Here is a 14,705-nt window from a genome sequence, read left to right as displayed (position 1 = left end):
ATGTTGGTTGGTATAAGTCCTTAATTCACAATATACATCCGCATATTATGATAATGATTCTGCATGTTTTGTGATTAATGCCGAAATGGCTTCTTTTGGCTGGAAGCCAATAGCTTGATCTACCTTTTCTCCATCTTTGAATAGAATTAGAGCTGGAATTCCCATCACTCCATATTCGCTTGTCGTATCTGAATTTTCATCCACATTAAGTTTTACGATTTTAACCCGATCACCCATTTCAACATCAATTTCATTAAGCACTGGGGCAATCATTTTACACGGACCGCACCACGGTGCCCAAAAATCAACCAATACTAAACCTTCCTTGATTTCACTAGCAAAATTATCATCTGTTACATGTTCTATTGTCATGATCATTTCCTCCTTGTATTATCCGAAATATTTATGGTCTTTACTCATCATCTATTTAAATCAAGTTTAGCGATTCTATTACCCGGGATAAGAAACTCTGATTTCCGCGCATTTATTTTCGGATGGATTTTGATGGATTCCAATTTACCGGATAACTCCATAAACCATGTTTCATCTTTAGAAAGTAACGCTAAATCAATTAAGGTCAAAAGATGATTTTCGTTACTGATTTCTAGATCCGGCAGTTTTTCAGTCCATTTACTCGGAATCCAAATCGATTTCCCAACCGCTTTTTCATTGTCACTTTCCACCACATTCACTTTAACGATTTCTCGACTATCACTTACCGTTTCAATGAAACCATGGATAAGTTCCCCATCTCTTGATTTTCCCTGTACCCAATCCCCATTTTTGAGCTGATCGTTTTCAACCATTTCCATAACACCCCTTTTATGTTCATTTGATATTCAAACTATAGTTATTAACTGTAATAATAAAATATACATTTAGTGCAAAGAAAAAACTAAATCAATATCACGGACATTGTTTAATTTTTTCCAAAAAAGTGCTGAGAGTTATATCTTCTAAATATTTTTCAAAATATAATTCAGCTTCATCGAATATTTGATTCATGACTATCTGGGTATTGGAAGATATGACACATTTTTTCTCCGGATCACCTGTACACCACTTTGGTTTCAATGTCCCATGTGAAACAGTTATATAAATATCTGCCAAACTTACCTCTTCAGGGTTACAGTCTAGAATATAGCCTCCGCCAACACCTTCTTTAGTTTTAACAAATCCTTTTTTTCTTAAGCAGCTCATCATCTTTCGAATCCTTGCCGGGTTTGTACAAACGTTTTCTGCGATAGACTCACTGCTTGCCATATGATCTGGTAGATAAGCTAAATAGACCAAACTATGCACAGCTATTGTAAAATCACTATTCACTTTTCGCATCCTCCTCAAGAAGATTACTGTAATAATAATATTTACAGTTGATAAAGTCAAGTCAAAAAACTCAACAGCTTCCTCAACTGTGTTGATTAATTTATTGTTTTAATGAAATCCCCCCTACACAAAGGAAAGAGGGAATGATTTTTAGAGAGATATCTCATTGTTGAGAAAGATTCAATGCTGTATATGCCGATAGATTAACCTAGATTGCTCACTTTTACCCTGAGGATGATAATAACCTTTTGAAACCTTATTATCACCTATTAACCCAAAAGAAGTTAAATACCCCTATACCAAAACTTCAGATGATATTATCGTAAAAGTTACAACTTCAGACATTTGCGGTTCTGACTTGAGCTTGATTCATTAAAAGATTCCAAATAACCCACGGATTATGTGTTTTTAGCCATAAGCCAATGGGGGCTGTCGAGGAAGTAGGTCCTGGTGTAAAAAATTCCCTAAATAAAAAATAAGCACTCGACCAATTCAGGTTAATTGCTCTTCTATTTATAAAGTTCATTCAAATCAAAAACACCCGATTACTTGGATGCTTACCTTTAATCAAATTTATATATTAACTAACTCTCTATTGTCTAAGTGCTTAAATAAAAAAGATTAAGAGAAAAGATTTTTATTTTTTACATTCACATTTAGATTTCCTTCCAAAACAAAAACCACCTTTACTGAATCATTCATTCAGAAAAAGTGGCTTAAGAAACAAAAATGAAAGATAAACCAAAATTTTATATAAAATCGGTGGAAGAATTCAGTCTAAATGGATCAACCAGTTCGATATTATATAAAATTTTGCATCCAATCTTCCAAGAACATTGATATATCAAAGTTTCATGCTATCTTATTTTGTTTGTTGTTTATTCATGGCGCTCATCATTTGATTAATTTTCTTTTGGGATGGTTTCATACCCATTTGCATCATCATCATTTTCAACATCTGTTCGTTAATTGGCGGATTTTTCTTTAAGTAATCCATCATGTATTTACGAGCGATGAAAAATCCCAGCACTACTCCAGCAATCAATGCCAGTACGCCAACTAGAATGTAAACCCACATACTATTTCCTCCTTCATGTTGTCTAACATCAGTGTACTAGACCAAAGGTTATTATACAATACCCGCTACCGAAAAGTCCCCCATTTAGACAAATTTTCTTTCTTTTATCGGTTTTAACCAACCGTATTTTTCATGTTCGAAATCAATGGCCAGAAAACTCGCTTCATATTTTCGAATACTTTCAAAGAAAGCGGTCTCCGCTTCATAATCTCCTTCAGCTTTAAGAGTAATGGACTCATTTTGAATGATTAAAACGGCTTTACTTGTTCCGTTTGTTTTTTCTAAATAGTATTTTCCATTTTGAGTCCAATAATTCATCTTTTTTTGCAAACGTTGTTCAATAGCTACCTGCAACTGGTTAATCGGGACTGTTTTGGTGACATATTCGATTTGTTTTTGCAAAATACTCTTCAGTCTGCCCCTTGCTTGAATATACTCCAAAAACAAATTGAAAAATAGCTTTTCTCTTCCATAATAATGATGGGCAAATTCATCTTCGATTAAATAAATTTGATAGGTTCTCATCAGCCAATGCCTCCTAGCTCTCCTATTTTGGTCACGAAAATATCTAACCACCAGGACCCTCTCCACTATTTTCCACTATTGATGACTTTCCCCTTTAACTGACACATTTAAACGAAATTTATTTATTCTCATTATATATTGACAAACTAAAAAGATATGTTGTTTGTTGGAGAAATTTTCTTCTTTTTTTGTCGAATGGAAGATATCCTTTAGAATAGGAACACATTCAATATAATATAGGATTGTATTTGGTAAAAAAACTGACACCAATCCAATTGGTGTCAGTCCCCATTACTATTATTTAAGCATTTCCTTAACTCGAGCAACTACATTTTCTACAGTGAAACCGAATTCCTCCATGATTTTACCGCCTGGTGCAGAAGCTCCAAAATGATTGATGGCCAATATTTCACCCTCATCACCTGCATAACGATCCCAGCCAAATGGTGAAGCCACTTCGATAGCTAGACGTTTTTTCACTGCCGGATTGATTACGCTTTGTTTATATTCTTTAGATTGAGTTTCAAAACGATCCCATGATGGCATGCTGATTACCGAAACATCAATTCCTTCGTTCGCTAAAGCTTTCTGTGCTTCCACAGCCAAGTTCACTTCGGAACCAGTCGCAAGAAGTAATGCATCGGCTACTTCTTTCTTAGAAGCAGAGATGATGTAAGCACCTTTTGAAACACCTTCATACGCAGTTTCGGAAGTGTCTTTTATTGTTGGCAAGCCTTGACGAGTCAGTACAAGAGCAGTTGGTTTATTTGTTGACTCCATTGCCACTTTCCAGGCTGCTGCCGTTTCATTGCCATCAGCTGGACGTATTACCCCTAGGTTAGGCATTGCGCGCAATGATGCTAATTGTTCGATTGGCTCATGAGTCGGTCCGTCTTCCCCTACAGCAATGCTGTCATGAGTGAACACATAGTTTACAGGCAGTCCCATTAGTGCTGCCATTCTTATGGCAGGACGTAGATAATCAGAGAATACAAAGAATGTTCCTCCGTATACTTTTAATCCACCATGAAGTGCCATTCCATTTAAAGCCGCACCCATAGCGAATTCACGTACACCGAACCATATATTACGGCCACTGTAATTACCAGGTAATAGATCTGTCTCACCTTTTATGGCAGTATTATTCGATCCGGCTAAATCTGCAGAACCCCCAATGAAGCTAGGGACCTTTTTGGCAATCGCATTTAGTACTTCCCCACTTGAAGCACGGGAAGCTAATGTCTTACCTTCTTCATAGACTGGAATTTCCTGATCCCATTCAGCAGGCAGTTCACCTTTGATGGCAAGCTCCAATTGCTCTGCTAACTCAGGATGTGCTTCTTTGTAATTTTTAAACAATTCATTCCAAGCCTCTTCTTTTTGAGCGCCTGCATCAACAACAGCTTCATTGAAGTGTGAATACACTTCTTCCGGAACATAGAAGTCCTCTTCGAATGTCCATTTATATGCTTCTTTTGTCAATTTCAGCTCATCTGCACCAAGCGGAGCGCCGTGAACAGCAGATTTACCTGAACGGTTTGGTGAACCGTAACCAATAACTGTTTTCACTTCGATTAATGTTGGGCGTGCATCATCGGTTTTCGCTTCTTCAATCGCTTTAGCAATTTCCTGAAGATCGTTCCCATCCTCAACGCGGATATATTGCCATCCATAAGATTTGAACCGGTCTGCTACGCTTTCACTAAATGATTGACTTAAGTCTCCGTCAAGGGAAATATCATTAGAATCATATAAAACAACAAGTCTTCCGAGTTGTAGATGTCCAGCTAATGAAGCGGCTTCTGCAGAAACACCTTCCATTAAATCCCCATCTCCACAAATACTATATGTATAATGATCGACCACATTATAAGAATCGCGGTTATAGCTTTCTGCCAAGTGACGTTCTGCCATTGCCATTCCGACTGCCATAGCGATACCTTGTCCAAGCGGCCCAGTAGTTGCATCTACACCAGCCGTATGTCCGTATTCAGGATGTCCTGGAGTTTTACTGCCCCATTGGCGGAAGCTTTTCAAATCATCGATAGATAAGCCATAGCCCGATAGATGAAGAAGGCTGTATAACAACATAGACCCATGACCAGCTGAGAGAACAAAGCGGTCTCTATTAAACCAATCTGGATTTTTCGGGTTATGGTTCATATATTCTGTCCATAGTTTATACGCCATCGGCGCCGCACCCATTGGCATACCTGGATGGCCAGAATTAGCCTTTTCAATTGCATCAATCGATAATGTACGAATCGTATTAATAGAAAGTGCATCTAATTTATCTAACATATCGTAAAAACATCCCTTCCTGTAATGTACCTCTTTATATTATAGTGACAAGCTTAATATCACAACTAAAATCACTATTTACTGCCCCAATATTACAATTTTCTAGAAATAAGAGAAGTCCCCTATTTAGATTAAACTAAATAGGAGAATACATACATGAATGCACTCTCATTTTACTCCAAAATGCTAATAGAATCCTCAAATGGAATGTTCCATCAGAAGAATCCAAGCTTTTATTAATGTAAGTTTCTTTTTTCTTTTATATTTTTTATCTTTTGAGGAGTGACATCATTACCTTCTGGATCCACGACTTTCACATGCTCCAACGTATTGGTCATGGACTTTCTGAATGTTTCCAAATACTCACTTCTCAATTGGGTTTGCTCTTTTGCCTCAACTTCCGTCAAACCTTCAGCCTTTGCCTTTTTAGAAAGTTCATTAATACGGGCTAATTTTTCTTTTGATAACATAATTTCGCTCCTTCATAATCTGCGGATATTGTCATGGTATTAAAAAAATAGCGAAATTACAAGTTCTATGATTGACTTTCCAGTGTATTCAGTTGATGTTCGAGGAAACGCCTGTTCACCGTAGCCTTAGAAACATTGTATCCAAAGCCCCTTAAAGTTGCTGCGATTTCTGCAAATGTCAATCCATTGGCTCGAAGTTTAATAATTTCCTCTATAGGAATCTCCTTACGGTCCCTTCCAGTGGAATTCCTTTGATTCTGAAGATTTTTTTGAGGACGATACCCTTTTTCAACGGCCCTTATCATCCCGCGCTTTATTTTAAGATTATGTAGTTTCCTTTGATATTCTTCTACAATTCCGACTATCTGGATGACCATCGCATCCGAATCAGATAGCTCAAGTTCCCCATCGTGTGAGAGCGTATAAATTTTCACATCTTCTTTAAGGATGACATGGAAAAGGGCTATTTTGGCATTTCCTCTTCCCAGTCTTGTTTCGTCCTGGATTAATAGTACTTCAGCTTCTTTGGTTTTAAATAGTTCGAGCATGTCAAAAATGCCATCCCTATTCAACTCATAACCACTTGCCTGTTCTTTTATTATGGAAATGACTTCAGCATCCATCTTTTCTGCCAATTTGACTAATTCATCTTCTTGCCTTGCCAATGATGTTTCCTGTGACTCTTTTTCTGTGCTGACCCTACAATAGATTACCGCTTTCATAATACCCTACCTTCACTGCTTACTGCTCACTGGCCAAATTCTGAACAAGTTCTTCCCCTTTTACTGGAATGACGATGACTTGACCAGGTTTAATCGAATCCGCTCTGACTCCATTATGCTCTTCTATCCAACCAATGAATTCTTTTTTTGTCAAATTTGCTTCTTCATATTCTTCGGCAATTTCCCATAGGGTGTCACCTTCACTTACTTCTATAGAAAGGAAATCATTTTTTTGATCATTGTTCAATGTACAAGAGAATAAAATTGAAAAGATGAATACTGATCCCGCTAATAGAATCGTATAAATATAATTTTTGTATAATTTTTTCATAAATATCCCTCCAAAGCGAATGTTCGTTCGTATGTTATGATCAAATTATAATACGAACGTTTGTTTCAGTCAACAACAAAATTCGAACTTATGTTTGTATAGAGTTGGGGGCCATGCTATAATATAGCAAAGAACATTGGGGAAGAGGTGCACAAATGACTAAACTATCAAAACGGCAGCAAGATATTCTTGATTTCATTAAAGAAGAGGTTCGCCAAAAAGGGTATCCACCTTCCGTACGGGAGATTGGCGAAGCAGTGGGACTTGCATCAAGTTCAACAGTACACGGACATTTATCCCGCCTGGAAAGTAAAGGCCTGATTAGACGTGACCCAACCAAGCCAAGGGCCATTGAAATAATGAATTCGGAGGAAGCGAACAATATTCCCAAAGCCAATGTCGTGAACGTGCCGTTACTTGGAAAAGTAACAGCGGGCATGCCCATAACGGCCATCGAGAACATAGAAGAATACTTTCCGCTTCCCGAAAGCATGGTTCCACATGATGACCATGTATTCATGCTGGAAATCATGGGTGAAAGTATGATCGAAGCTGGAATTCATGATGGAGACTATGTCATCGTCAAACAACAAAGCAATGCCAATAATGGAGATATCGTCGTGGCCATGACGGAAGATGATGAAGCCACTGTAAAACGATTCTTTAAGGAACCGGATTACATAAGGCTTCAGCCTGAGAACTCAAATATGGAACCAATTATTTTACGAGATGTTTCGATACTTGGAAAAGTAATAGGCTTATATAGACAAATACACTAAAAGCGCTAACCGCGCTTTTTTTGTTTGTTTAATTTATGTCCTGAATTCTCTCAATATGCATATGGAAGAGTAGGTTTTGATATATTTTTTTAATAGAATCCATTTTCATGGGAATATCACATCTTTTATAACGGATGTAAGTACTTTGGCAAGAAGTTCATTCAAATAAAAAAGGAGAGCGTTAAAAAATACCGCTCTCAGTTAAAATTCATTTCACTCTTAATCTTTGGTTCACTTTAATAAGGTTAAGATCGACCAAGTCATTCCACTTTTGAATCTGCACTTGTGTAGAACCATATGCTTTTGCAAGCGCAGAGATGGAATCCCCCTTTTTGACAATATGATAAACCTCCTCATTGCTTGCATCATATATAGTTAAATCGCTTGTTTCGATAAGGTTCACCAGTTTTTCTGTATATTTCGGATCCGAGGCATACCCCGCATCGATTATTGCTTTGAGTGCTTTTTTGTAATCTTTTTCTCCAATGACAGATGTATATAGGCTTCTATTCCATGACGTCCCCTTTACGTATAGATTGGCAAGATCTCGAAGACTTTCTTCCCAAGATGGGTATTTTCTGAATTTGTTCCATACTTGAACGGGCACATAGTTGACGTATTCCATTGTTTGGATAATGACAGACTCACCCTTAAAGTCACCTTTTGTACCGAATATATTTTTTCCTTGATTTGCTAATAAGCTTGTCCCATATCCACTCTCCAAGCAAGCTTGTGCAATGACAACAGAAGGTAAAATATTAAATTCCTTTTGAATTTTCTGGGCATAAGGAGCAATTTCCTTAATAAATGTTTCCTTGCTCAATAGAACCTCCCATTAATAGGTATTACTTTATTTTTTACTGTTTATTTTCATTCATATCGTATTCTTAACCATGAGAAAGGTTACAGCTTGTCCATCAAAAATGAGTCCGATATTTCGTTCATTATTTTTACTATAGATAAACATACTTATGTTGGCTCGCTCCGTGTATTATTAAACCATTCCCGCTGCCAACCAGAAAAAGCCATCAATCCATATAATTATATGGATTGATGGCTTTAAAATTGAACTCTGAAAATCTTCAAAACCTGGTTGCATAACCTTTTATTTATTAGTTTTAAATATGAATTTATTTATTATTGTATAAAGCCTTGATAAAAAGTGAAAATTAATATTGAAAACTACAATTTAAGGTGGTGAAATTATGGACTTCCCAACCATCCATACAAACTTTTGGGATGCGGTAATAGCCATTCCGATCATCATGATTCTTACTCAACTTATTAAGGTCATTTTTCATATTCAGCCAAAATTCATCCCTACCATCGCTTTGGGTCTTGGCTTATTCATTTCCATTTTCATCAGTCATCGTAATCACTTGGTTGCAGGGATTTTCATGGGCTGGTTTTATGGCTATGCAAGCATTGGCAATTATGCTGCACTTAAAACTGGTATTTTGTCTTATAGAGGCACTTATCATAAGACAGATTAAACCCTTTGTCTCTCGCTGCAATTCATCAATCTCTAGTATTACAAGGAGCCCGACTTGCTTCTATCCTCATCGAAGGATCCGTCAAATTAATATCTATTTTAACAATTACGACCTGAATGTTTCCTTTGGCTGAATCACCAACTCCCAAGCTAACCATACCATTAAACATTACCCCAAAAATACCTTTTCAATTAAGAAAAGGTATTCATTTAGTAAAAAAAGGAGGTTCGGAATGCTCTTATCCCGAACCATGATTTTAATGGATGAAACCCTACCTGATTGAAGAAATTCACGACGCTCAAGCCGGAAAACTGACTTTTCTTCGAATTTGATACCTTCTCAATAAGAGAAGGCATTTCACTATTTCTCGATATAAACCGAACGAACCAGCGTCCGGGTTCTTTCACTGCCATCCACATTTTTTTCCTTGACGTCAATTGTTACATTATATACACCTGACTTAGGCACTTCTGGAAGGGTACCAGTAAAATTTTCGGTCTCCATTACCTTAATAGAGCTTTTCCTACTAATTTCATTACCGGTTTCATCTACTAAATGAACCAAAAATGTTGTGCTGATTGGCGTTTTTTTATCATTCATTGGATTCTTTATTAAAAATTTTGCATCTTTTTGCTTAACTTTTCCGGCCATACTTAATGTAATGGGATTCTTTTCGTTAAATTGTGCTGTGAACAGGTAGGCGTCTTTTGGCGATTTAGTCTTCATTCGCACTTTCCAGTCACCGATTTCGAGGTTGTTTCTATTGAATGTTTGGATGGTTGCACCATTAAAAAAGGAAGTTTCATTTTTGGCTGAATCAACCTTTAAGGAAGGTGAATATTTTTTATTGGATGGAGAAATCAATTCAACCTCGACATCATCTGAGGCTGTATATATGGTTATATTACCCGGGGCTGATTCATTTACATGGAAACTTTGTTCAATCCAAACATTTTGTTTCAGGACATCACCCAGAACAGTTTGAGCGAGTGCGGTTGTAATGACATCATCTTCAACTCGTTCTTTATAATTGACATTAAAGCCAGGAATCCCAGTGGTGGAAGTACTCCTTAAATAAGGTTCAATTCTTGAAAATACAGCTGAACCGACTCGGATATTGTCGTGATCAAAGTTGGGATCCGTAAATAAATGTGTTGCGTAGGGTATTTTTGTACTCCATACATTTACTAGACCATCATTTTCGCCATATGAAGATAAATATTGTCCACCCATTGATAAAGCTGAAAGAACCGGGCCTCTGTTCATACCTGCCACAGTGAAATACATGTTTTTACGAGAGTTAACATGGTTATCCGTGACAGAACGAAATTCCGCCATTTTACCAACTTGTAAAGAATAAGTTCCATCATCTTTTTGACCTAATAGGGAACCAAGCCAGCCCGCATACCAGCTATAAGCCAAATCAGCAAGGTAAGAACCATGATGAGGGGAAGCTAAAGTGATGACCCTTCCAACATATTGGTGTGCTCCATAGTGTACTAGAGCCGCTTGGGTGTCTGCCCCCCCTTTGCTGTGAGCTATAATATTTACTTTTTCGCCCCCGAAATGGTTACTGATTTCAGAAAGCATTTGCGCTAAAAGCCTTCCATTAGCATATTGGCTCACTGATCCATTTCCAGCTGAATCATGAAGCTGAACAAAAACCGTTTGGTAGCCTGCTTCATACGCCTTAGTATACATATCATTGATCCCATGATATTCCGTTTCACCGTACCAGCTGGTTGAACTGCTGTTTCTCCCTTGAACAAACACGATTGGTGGTTTCTCTTTGTCAAGATTAGGAGGAATGCTTCCAAGAAACCAATCCCCTGGACTGAAAGTTTCGGAGGGCGGCTTCAATTTCCCTGCTGAGGAAATGTCTGGCTTAGCCATAATTAATATGGTTAGAATGAGGACAAGAAAAACGACATAATTGATTACATTCCTTTTCAATTGTTATCTCCTCCAATATCCTATGGTATTTTTTCGAACTCATCCTATTATCAATGCCCTCCTTCCCAGGACTTCCATAGCCTTCATTATTATATAATTGTACTTTTGCATACCATTACCTGCCACCTTCATAAAGATGGGATAAAAAAACTAGAAGAAGTTCATTAAAAATGGAGATAAAGTATGAAGATTCGCTTTCAATTCATTTAGGTATGCAGTCTTTTTCATTTTATGAAGACGTACTTACGGAGGAAATCGGGATGCTTCAAGTTCACAAAAATGAGAACAAGCCCTTATCCTGCAAAGGATAAGGGCTTGTTCATCCATATTAACTTTTCCTTCGAATTTGCCATTGTCCAAATGCTCCTATTCATGGTGTTTTGAAAATTCGACCTATACATTCAGTAAATAAAAATTTTTCTCAGCAATTGGCTGTCATTCATTGGGATCTCAGTATCAATCGTCTATTTTATATAAAATATCAGCATACAGCCCTTTTATTAAGGAACACCCCAGAAGTTTGGATTTTTACTCCTTTAAATTCTCCCTCCTACATACGCGTATTTCATCCTGAGAACAGGATCAATAATTTCAGTGATAAGCCAATTTGACAACACCGTCGTGTACGATAATCTCCTCAATGACCTCTCCACGAATTTCCTTCCAATCTTAAATGTGCTAACGGCAGCAGCTCCTACTGCAACTTCCCTTTCCACTTTGTTCACCTTCTTTCCATCATTCCTTGAATCTTGTCCCATGGAAGTTAGGATTGTAATTGATTAGACTTTACATTCCGAATGGCCACTCTGTTGAAGAAACGCTGGTACACTTGAACTTTCAACTACATTTGAAGTGTAGGTGAGGGTCAAAAAAAATGATCTCGTCGATTGAGAATCCTACACATTCAGCAAATAAATAAGCCTTATCGATTCGCAAAGGAATCTTATATTGCTCATAGTCAATGTAAGTCCTCTTGGCCATTTTCAGCACTTTAGCCATTTCATCTTGAGTTAATCCTTTATACTTCCTCGCTTGTTTAAGTGTGAACTTAACGTTTGTCATATCTTGTCACCACCTGTCTAAAAAAATAATATCACACTTGAAGTATAGTTTCCAACAATTTTTCGCAAAATTCACGCACTTTAAGTTTACTCACTTTCACTCATAGTGTATATTCAAGTAAGAGGTGAAGAAATATGCACATTGGTGAACGGATTAAAATGTTAAGAAAAGAAAGAAAAATGACACAAGAAGATTTGGCAAATATATTAAAAGTGGCCCCAACGGCAGTATCGGCCTGGGAATCCGGACGGAATAAACCTTTAATGGATAAATTGAGCATGATGTCCACATGCTTTGAAATACCGCTATCCCACCTCATTGAAGGAGCACCTGTCGTTAGAAATAATTCTGGAATGGAATTCCTAAATGAAAAGAATGTAAGATTAATTGGTGTTTACGGAAATATCCCTGCTGGAGATCCTAATTTTACCAATGAATATATTGAAGCCTATATGCCGACATTAAATTCGATGCTAAAATCGAATAAAGAATATTTTTTCCTAAGAGTGAATGGCAATAGCATGAACAAAGAATTCAGAGACGGATCATTGATTCTCGTTGAAAAAACAACCTACGTCGGAAACGGAAAAATTGGTGTGGTTTTAGTAAATGGTCACGATGCTACAGTCAAAAAAGTGAATATCAATGAAGAAAACATCACACTCACTCCCTGCAGCACGGATCCTTTTTATGAAGAAAAAACCTATAACATCAAAAATGATAGAGTCCGTATTTTAGGAAAAGTGGTTCAAGCCATTAAAATATACGATTAGTATCCAACTCGAGGATTTCTTTACAAAAAGGAAAATAAAGGAATAATGAGCAACAATACATAGATTCAATTTATTTTATTTGCTGATATATTTTAGGTACAAGCCATTATGGTTTGTGCTTTTTAGTATTGTTCTTTTTATATTTCATTACAAAGAATCCATTTAAATTTTGTGTCAGCCTATAATAAAGCATAGCTTACATTAGTTAAGAAGTGGAATAACCAACATATACAATTCCCACAGAACCAGTTTTCTTAGACCATTTACTGATGAATTAAAAAAACGATCACTATCGTAATATTGAATCACCTGCAATTGTCAATCGGCGATTTAAAATATCCTATCCGTTTTCCCCAGATTACTTTGTCATTGAGTGAATGCATTTGGAAACTATATGCGTCCCAGGACGCATTTTTCAGTAAATTTCCCTTTCATGCAAAAAGAATGAAATTATCTATATTGTGCAATCACATTATCTTATTTTTATTATTCGATTCACATCTTCATATAAGAATCTTATAATTGGAGAATAAGCATTTGCCTCTGTAGCTCTAGAAGGGAAGAGCGCCGGAAAACATTGTAGCCACCGGATCGCAAGGTAAGGGTTTCAGAAGCACCGAAAAGCAAATACGCTGAGGCAGGTGGAATTCCTGCCGGTGATAATCCGTAGGGAAGCGTGTTCTCCCCTAGCCTATGCTTACGAAAGGGGTACGGGTTCGAATCCCGTCAGAGGCTTGTTTCCTGAAAAATGCGATTATATATAATCCCTGTAAGTGACCCCCATTTGCACAAGTCCACTTTTGCCTTCTGTGCAAATTCATTATTTTCCCCTTTCACTCCCTCCACTATTATCCAAGTAATGGATCAAATCAAGACAGTAGAATGTACATGATTATTTCATTACATACATATTCTTGAACCTGGAAAAGCCCCTCTCTTTTTGAGAAGGGCTTCCTGCGTGGAGTGCTTCTGGAAGTTATAAATAATTTAACCAGTCAATTATTAATTATTCATTTTACCCGCAACTTCTGGTTTACTGTAATGGTGTACTGACTGTCAAGACCGTTCCAATCTTTAATTTGCTTAACCGTACTGCCATAAGCGGTGCTTAAGGAGTATACGGTATCCCCACTAACGACAGTGTGGTATACAGCTGTACTTTTCTTTGTAAGATTGAAGCATTTAACTAAACCGTTTACATGTCCGCGAGCCAGTGATTCGATAAAGGAAGCCGTTTTCAATTTGGCTGCGTCATTGACATTATCGATAAATCCATTTTCAGACAGGAGTGCAGGCATGTCCGTTTCACGGAGTACATGTAAATCCCCTGTTTTTTGTCCTCTGTCTTGGATGGTGATAAGCTTCATAACCTCTGAATGAATATGATCTTGATACGTTTTCGAGATTTGGTTAGTGGACGTACAGATGTAATCCTCGTACCCAGTTCCGCCGCCGGCATTAATGTGGATGGAGAGATAAAAGTCAGCTCCCCACGCGTTCGCTGCATTCGTACGATCGTTTAAGGAGGGGTACGTATCTTGGGTCCTGCTCATTTTCACATAAACGTTATTATATTCTATTAATAAGATGTCTTTTATTCGAGTTGCAATGGATAAAGTTAAATCCTTTTCTCTTAATCCATTCCCCACCGAGCCTGGATCCGTACCTCCATGGCCAGGATTAATAAATACCTTTACCATTTCTATCACCTCTATTAATCTTATGTTATGTATGAATAAATGCTTGTACACATAACTATCGGATTATAGAAATTTCAAAATAGTATAGAATTCTTCATCTCGCCTGCCGTTCCAAAAAAAATACACCCCAAAAGGTGTTTTTTGGCATATAATATTACGACATTCGCCCAATGGACGAAAATTTTTTGAAAA

General features: G+C 37.2%; 16 protein-coding genes. 3 read left to right on the top strand and 13 right to left on the bottom strand.

Annotated features, from left to right (window positions below):
- Window positions 1-45: 45 nt before the first annotated feature.
- The 9 genes from trxA to yneA form a co-directional block, all read right to left on the bottom strand.
- Window positions 46-372 (bottom strand): thioredoxin, encoded by a 327-nt coding sequence (trxA, locus tag AC3ISB_RS10265; protein ID WP_141995059.1) that lies wholly within the window; start codon window positions 370-372, stop codon window positions 46-48.
- Window positions 373-419: 47 nt separating this feature from the next.
- A complete protein-coding gene (locus AC3ISB_RS10260; protein WP_489276306.1) occupies window positions 420-806 on the bottom strand; it encodes an IDEAL domain-containing protein in 387 nt (128 codons plus the stop codon).
- A gap of 100 nt (window positions 807-906) precedes the next feature.
- Window positions 907-1,326, bottom strand: a complete 420-nt coding sequence (locus AC3ISB_RS10255) for an RrF2 family transcriptional regulator (protein WP_098372923.1) — start codon at window positions 1,324-1,326, stop codon at window positions 907-909.
- 862 nt (window positions 1,327-2,188) lie between these two features.
- On the bottom strand, window positions 2,189-2,404 hold the full coding sequence (locus tag AC3ISB_RS10250; protein WP_034312934.1) for a YneF family protein: 216 nt from the start codon (window positions 2,402-2,404) through the stop codon (window positions 2,189-2,191).
- 84 nt (window positions 2,405-2,488) lie between these two features.
- On the bottom strand, window positions 2,489-2,929 hold the full coding sequence (sirA, locus tag AC3ISB_RS10245; RefSeq protein ID WP_076368842.1) for a sporulation inhibitor of replication protein SirA: 441 nt from the start codon (window positions 2,927-2,929) through the stop codon (window positions 2,489-2,491).
- Between the two features lie 297 nt (window positions 2,930-3,226).
- On the bottom strand, window positions 3,227-5,230 hold the full coding sequence (gene tkt / locus AC3ISB_RS10240; protein WP_098372922.1) for a transketolase: 2,004 nt from the start codon (window positions 5,228-5,230) through the stop codon (window positions 3,227-3,229).
- Between the two features lie 236 nt (window positions 5,231-5,466).
- Complete coding sequence (locus tag AC3ISB_RS10235) at window positions 5,467-5,700, bottom strand: DUF896 domain-containing protein (RefSeq protein WP_076368840.1); 234 nt, start codon at window positions 5,698-5,700, stop codon at window positions 5,467-5,469.
- A gap of 65 nt (window positions 5,701-5,765) precedes the next feature.
- Complete coding sequence (locus AC3ISB_RS10230) at window positions 5,766-6,422, bottom strand: YneB family resolvase-like protein (RefSeq protein WP_489276304.1); 657 nt, start codon at window positions 6,420-6,422, stop codon at window positions 5,766-5,768.
- A gap of 19 nt (window positions 6,423-6,441) precedes the next feature.
- Window positions 6,442-6,753, bottom strand: coding sequence for a cell division suppressor protein YneA (gene yneA / locus AC3ISB_RS10225; RefSeq protein WP_098372920.1), 312 nt, complete (start codon window positions 6,751-6,753; stop codon window positions 6,442-6,444).
- A 155-nt stretch (window positions 6,754-6,908) separates the two neighbouring features.
- Here yneA and lexA point away from each other — a divergent pair, with 155 nt between their 5' ends.
- Window positions 6,909-7,532 (top strand): transcriptional repressor LexA, encoded by a 624-nt coding sequence (gene lexA / locus AC3ISB_RS10220; RefSeq protein ID WP_098372919.1) that lies wholly within the window; start codon window positions 6,909-6,911, stop codon window positions 7,530-7,532.
- A gap of 208 nt (window positions 7,533-7,740) precedes the next feature.
- Here the strand turns inward: lexA and AC3ISB_RS10215 are convergent, their stop codons facing one another.
- Window positions 7,741-8,355: a glucosaminidase domain-containing protein gene (locus tag AC3ISB_RS10215; RefSeq protein WP_489276301.1), complete on the bottom strand. Its 615-nt coding sequence runs from the start codon at window positions 8,353-8,355 to the stop codon at window positions 7,741-7,743.
- A 382-nt stretch (window positions 8,356-8,737) separates the two neighbouring features.
- Here AC3ISB_RS10215 and AC3ISB_RS10210 point away from each other — a divergent pair, with 382 nt between their 5' ends.
- Window positions 8,738-9,025 (top strand): hypothetical protein, encoded by a 288-nt coding sequence (locus AC3ISB_RS10210; RefSeq protein ID WP_489276299.1) that lies wholly within the window; start codon window positions 8,738-8,740, stop codon window positions 9,023-9,025.
- Window positions 9,026-9,385: 360 nt separating this feature from the next.
- Here the strand turns inward: AC3ISB_RS10210 and AC3ISB_RS10205 are convergent, their stop codons facing one another.
- Window positions 9,386-10,918 carry an esterase/lipase family protein gene (locus AC3ISB_RS10205; protein ID WP_260398055.1) on the bottom strand — a complete coding sequence of 511 codons (1,533 nt, stop codon included), beginning with the start codon at window positions 10,916-10,918 and terminating at the stop codon, window positions 9,386-9,388.
- A gap of 897 nt (window positions 10,919-11,815) precedes the next feature.
- Window positions 11,816-12,040, bottom strand: coding sequence for a helix-turn-helix transcriptional regulator (locus tag AC3ISB_RS10200; RefSeq protein ID WP_098372915.1), 225 nt, complete (start codon window positions 12,038-12,040; stop codon window positions 11,816-11,818).
- 134 nt (window positions 12,041-12,174) lie between these two features.
- Between AC3ISB_RS10200 and AC3ISB_RS10195 the strand changes: the two genes are divergently transcribed.
- The gene (locus AC3ISB_RS10195) at window positions 12,175-12,813 is read left to right on the top strand and encodes a LexA family protein (RefSeq protein WP_489276298.1); all 639 of its coding nucleotides are present in this window, start codon (window positions 12,175-12,177) and stop codon (window positions 12,811-12,813) included.
- 1,010 nt (window positions 12,814-13,823) lie between these two features.
- On the opposite strand, the gene AC3ISB_RS10190 is transcribed toward AC3ISB_RS10195, so the two are convergent.
- Window positions 13,824-14,513 carry an N-acetylmuramoyl-L-alanine amidase family protein gene (locus tag AC3ISB_RS10190; protein WP_489276296.1) on the bottom strand — a complete coding sequence of 230 codons (690 nt, stop codon included), beginning with the start codon at window positions 14,511-14,513 and terminating at the stop codon, window positions 13,824-13,826.
- Between the last annotated feature and the right edge of the window lie 192 nt (window positions 14,514-14,705).

This window comes from Peribacillus sp. GL_122, assembly GCF_057835005.1.
The sequence above is the reverse complement of the archived record's forward strand: the minus strand, read 5'-3'. Positions and strand labels throughout refer to the sequence as shown.

Coding starts and splice junctions, on each gene's coding strand:
- trxA (WP_141995059.1), bottom strand. CDS start 372: ATGACAATAGAACATGTAACAGATGATAATTTTGCTAGTGAAATCAAG.
- AC3ISB_RS10260 (WP_489276306.1), bottom strand. CDS start 806: ATGGTTGAAAACGATCAGCTCAAAAATGGGGATTGGGTACAGGGAAAA.
- AC3ISB_RS10250 (WP_034312934.1), bottom strand. CDS start 2,404: ATGTGGGTTTACATTCTAGTTGGCGTACTGGCATTGATTGCTGGAGTA.
- sirA (WP_076368842.1), bottom strand. CDS start 2,929: ATGAGAACCTATCAAATTTATTTAATCGAAGATGAATTTGCCCATCAT.
- tkt (WP_098372922.1), bottom strand. CDS start 5,230: ATGTTAGATAAATTAGATGCACTTTCTATTAATACGATTCGTACATTA.
- AC3ISB_RS10235 (WP_076368840.1), bottom strand. CDS start 5,700: ATGTTATCAAAAGAAAAATTAGCCCGTATTAATGAACTTTCTAAAAAG.
- AC3ISB_RS10230 (WP_489276304.1), bottom strand. CDS start 6,422: ATGAAAGCGGTAATCTATTGTAGGGTCAGCACAGAAAAAGAGTCACAG.
- yneA (WP_098372920.1), bottom strand. CDS start 6,753: ATGAAAAAATTATACAAAAATTATATTTATACGATTCTATTAGCGGGA.
- lexA (WP_098372919.1), top strand. CDS start 6,909: ATGACTAAACTATCAAAACGGCAGCAAGATATTCTTGATTTCATTAAA.
- AC3ISB_RS10210 (WP_489276299.1), top strand. CDS start 8,738: ATGGACTTCCCAACCATCCATACAAACTTTTGGGATGCGGTAATAGCC.
- AC3ISB_RS10205 (WP_260398055.1), bottom strand. CDS start 10,918: ATGGCTAAGCCAGACATTTCCTCAGCAGGGAAATTGAAGCCGCCCTCC.
- AC3ISB_RS10200 (WP_098372915.1), bottom strand. CDS start 12,040: ATGACAAACGTTAAGTTCACACTTAAACAAGCGAGGAAGTATAAAGGA.
- AC3ISB_RS10195 (WP_489276298.1), top strand. CDS start 12,175: ATGCACATTGGTGAACGGATTAAAATGTTAAGAAAAGAAAGAAAAATG.
- AC3ISB_RS10190 (WP_489276296.1), bottom strand. CDS start 14,513: ATGGTAAAGGTATTTATTAATCCTGGCCATGGAGGTACGGATCCAGGC.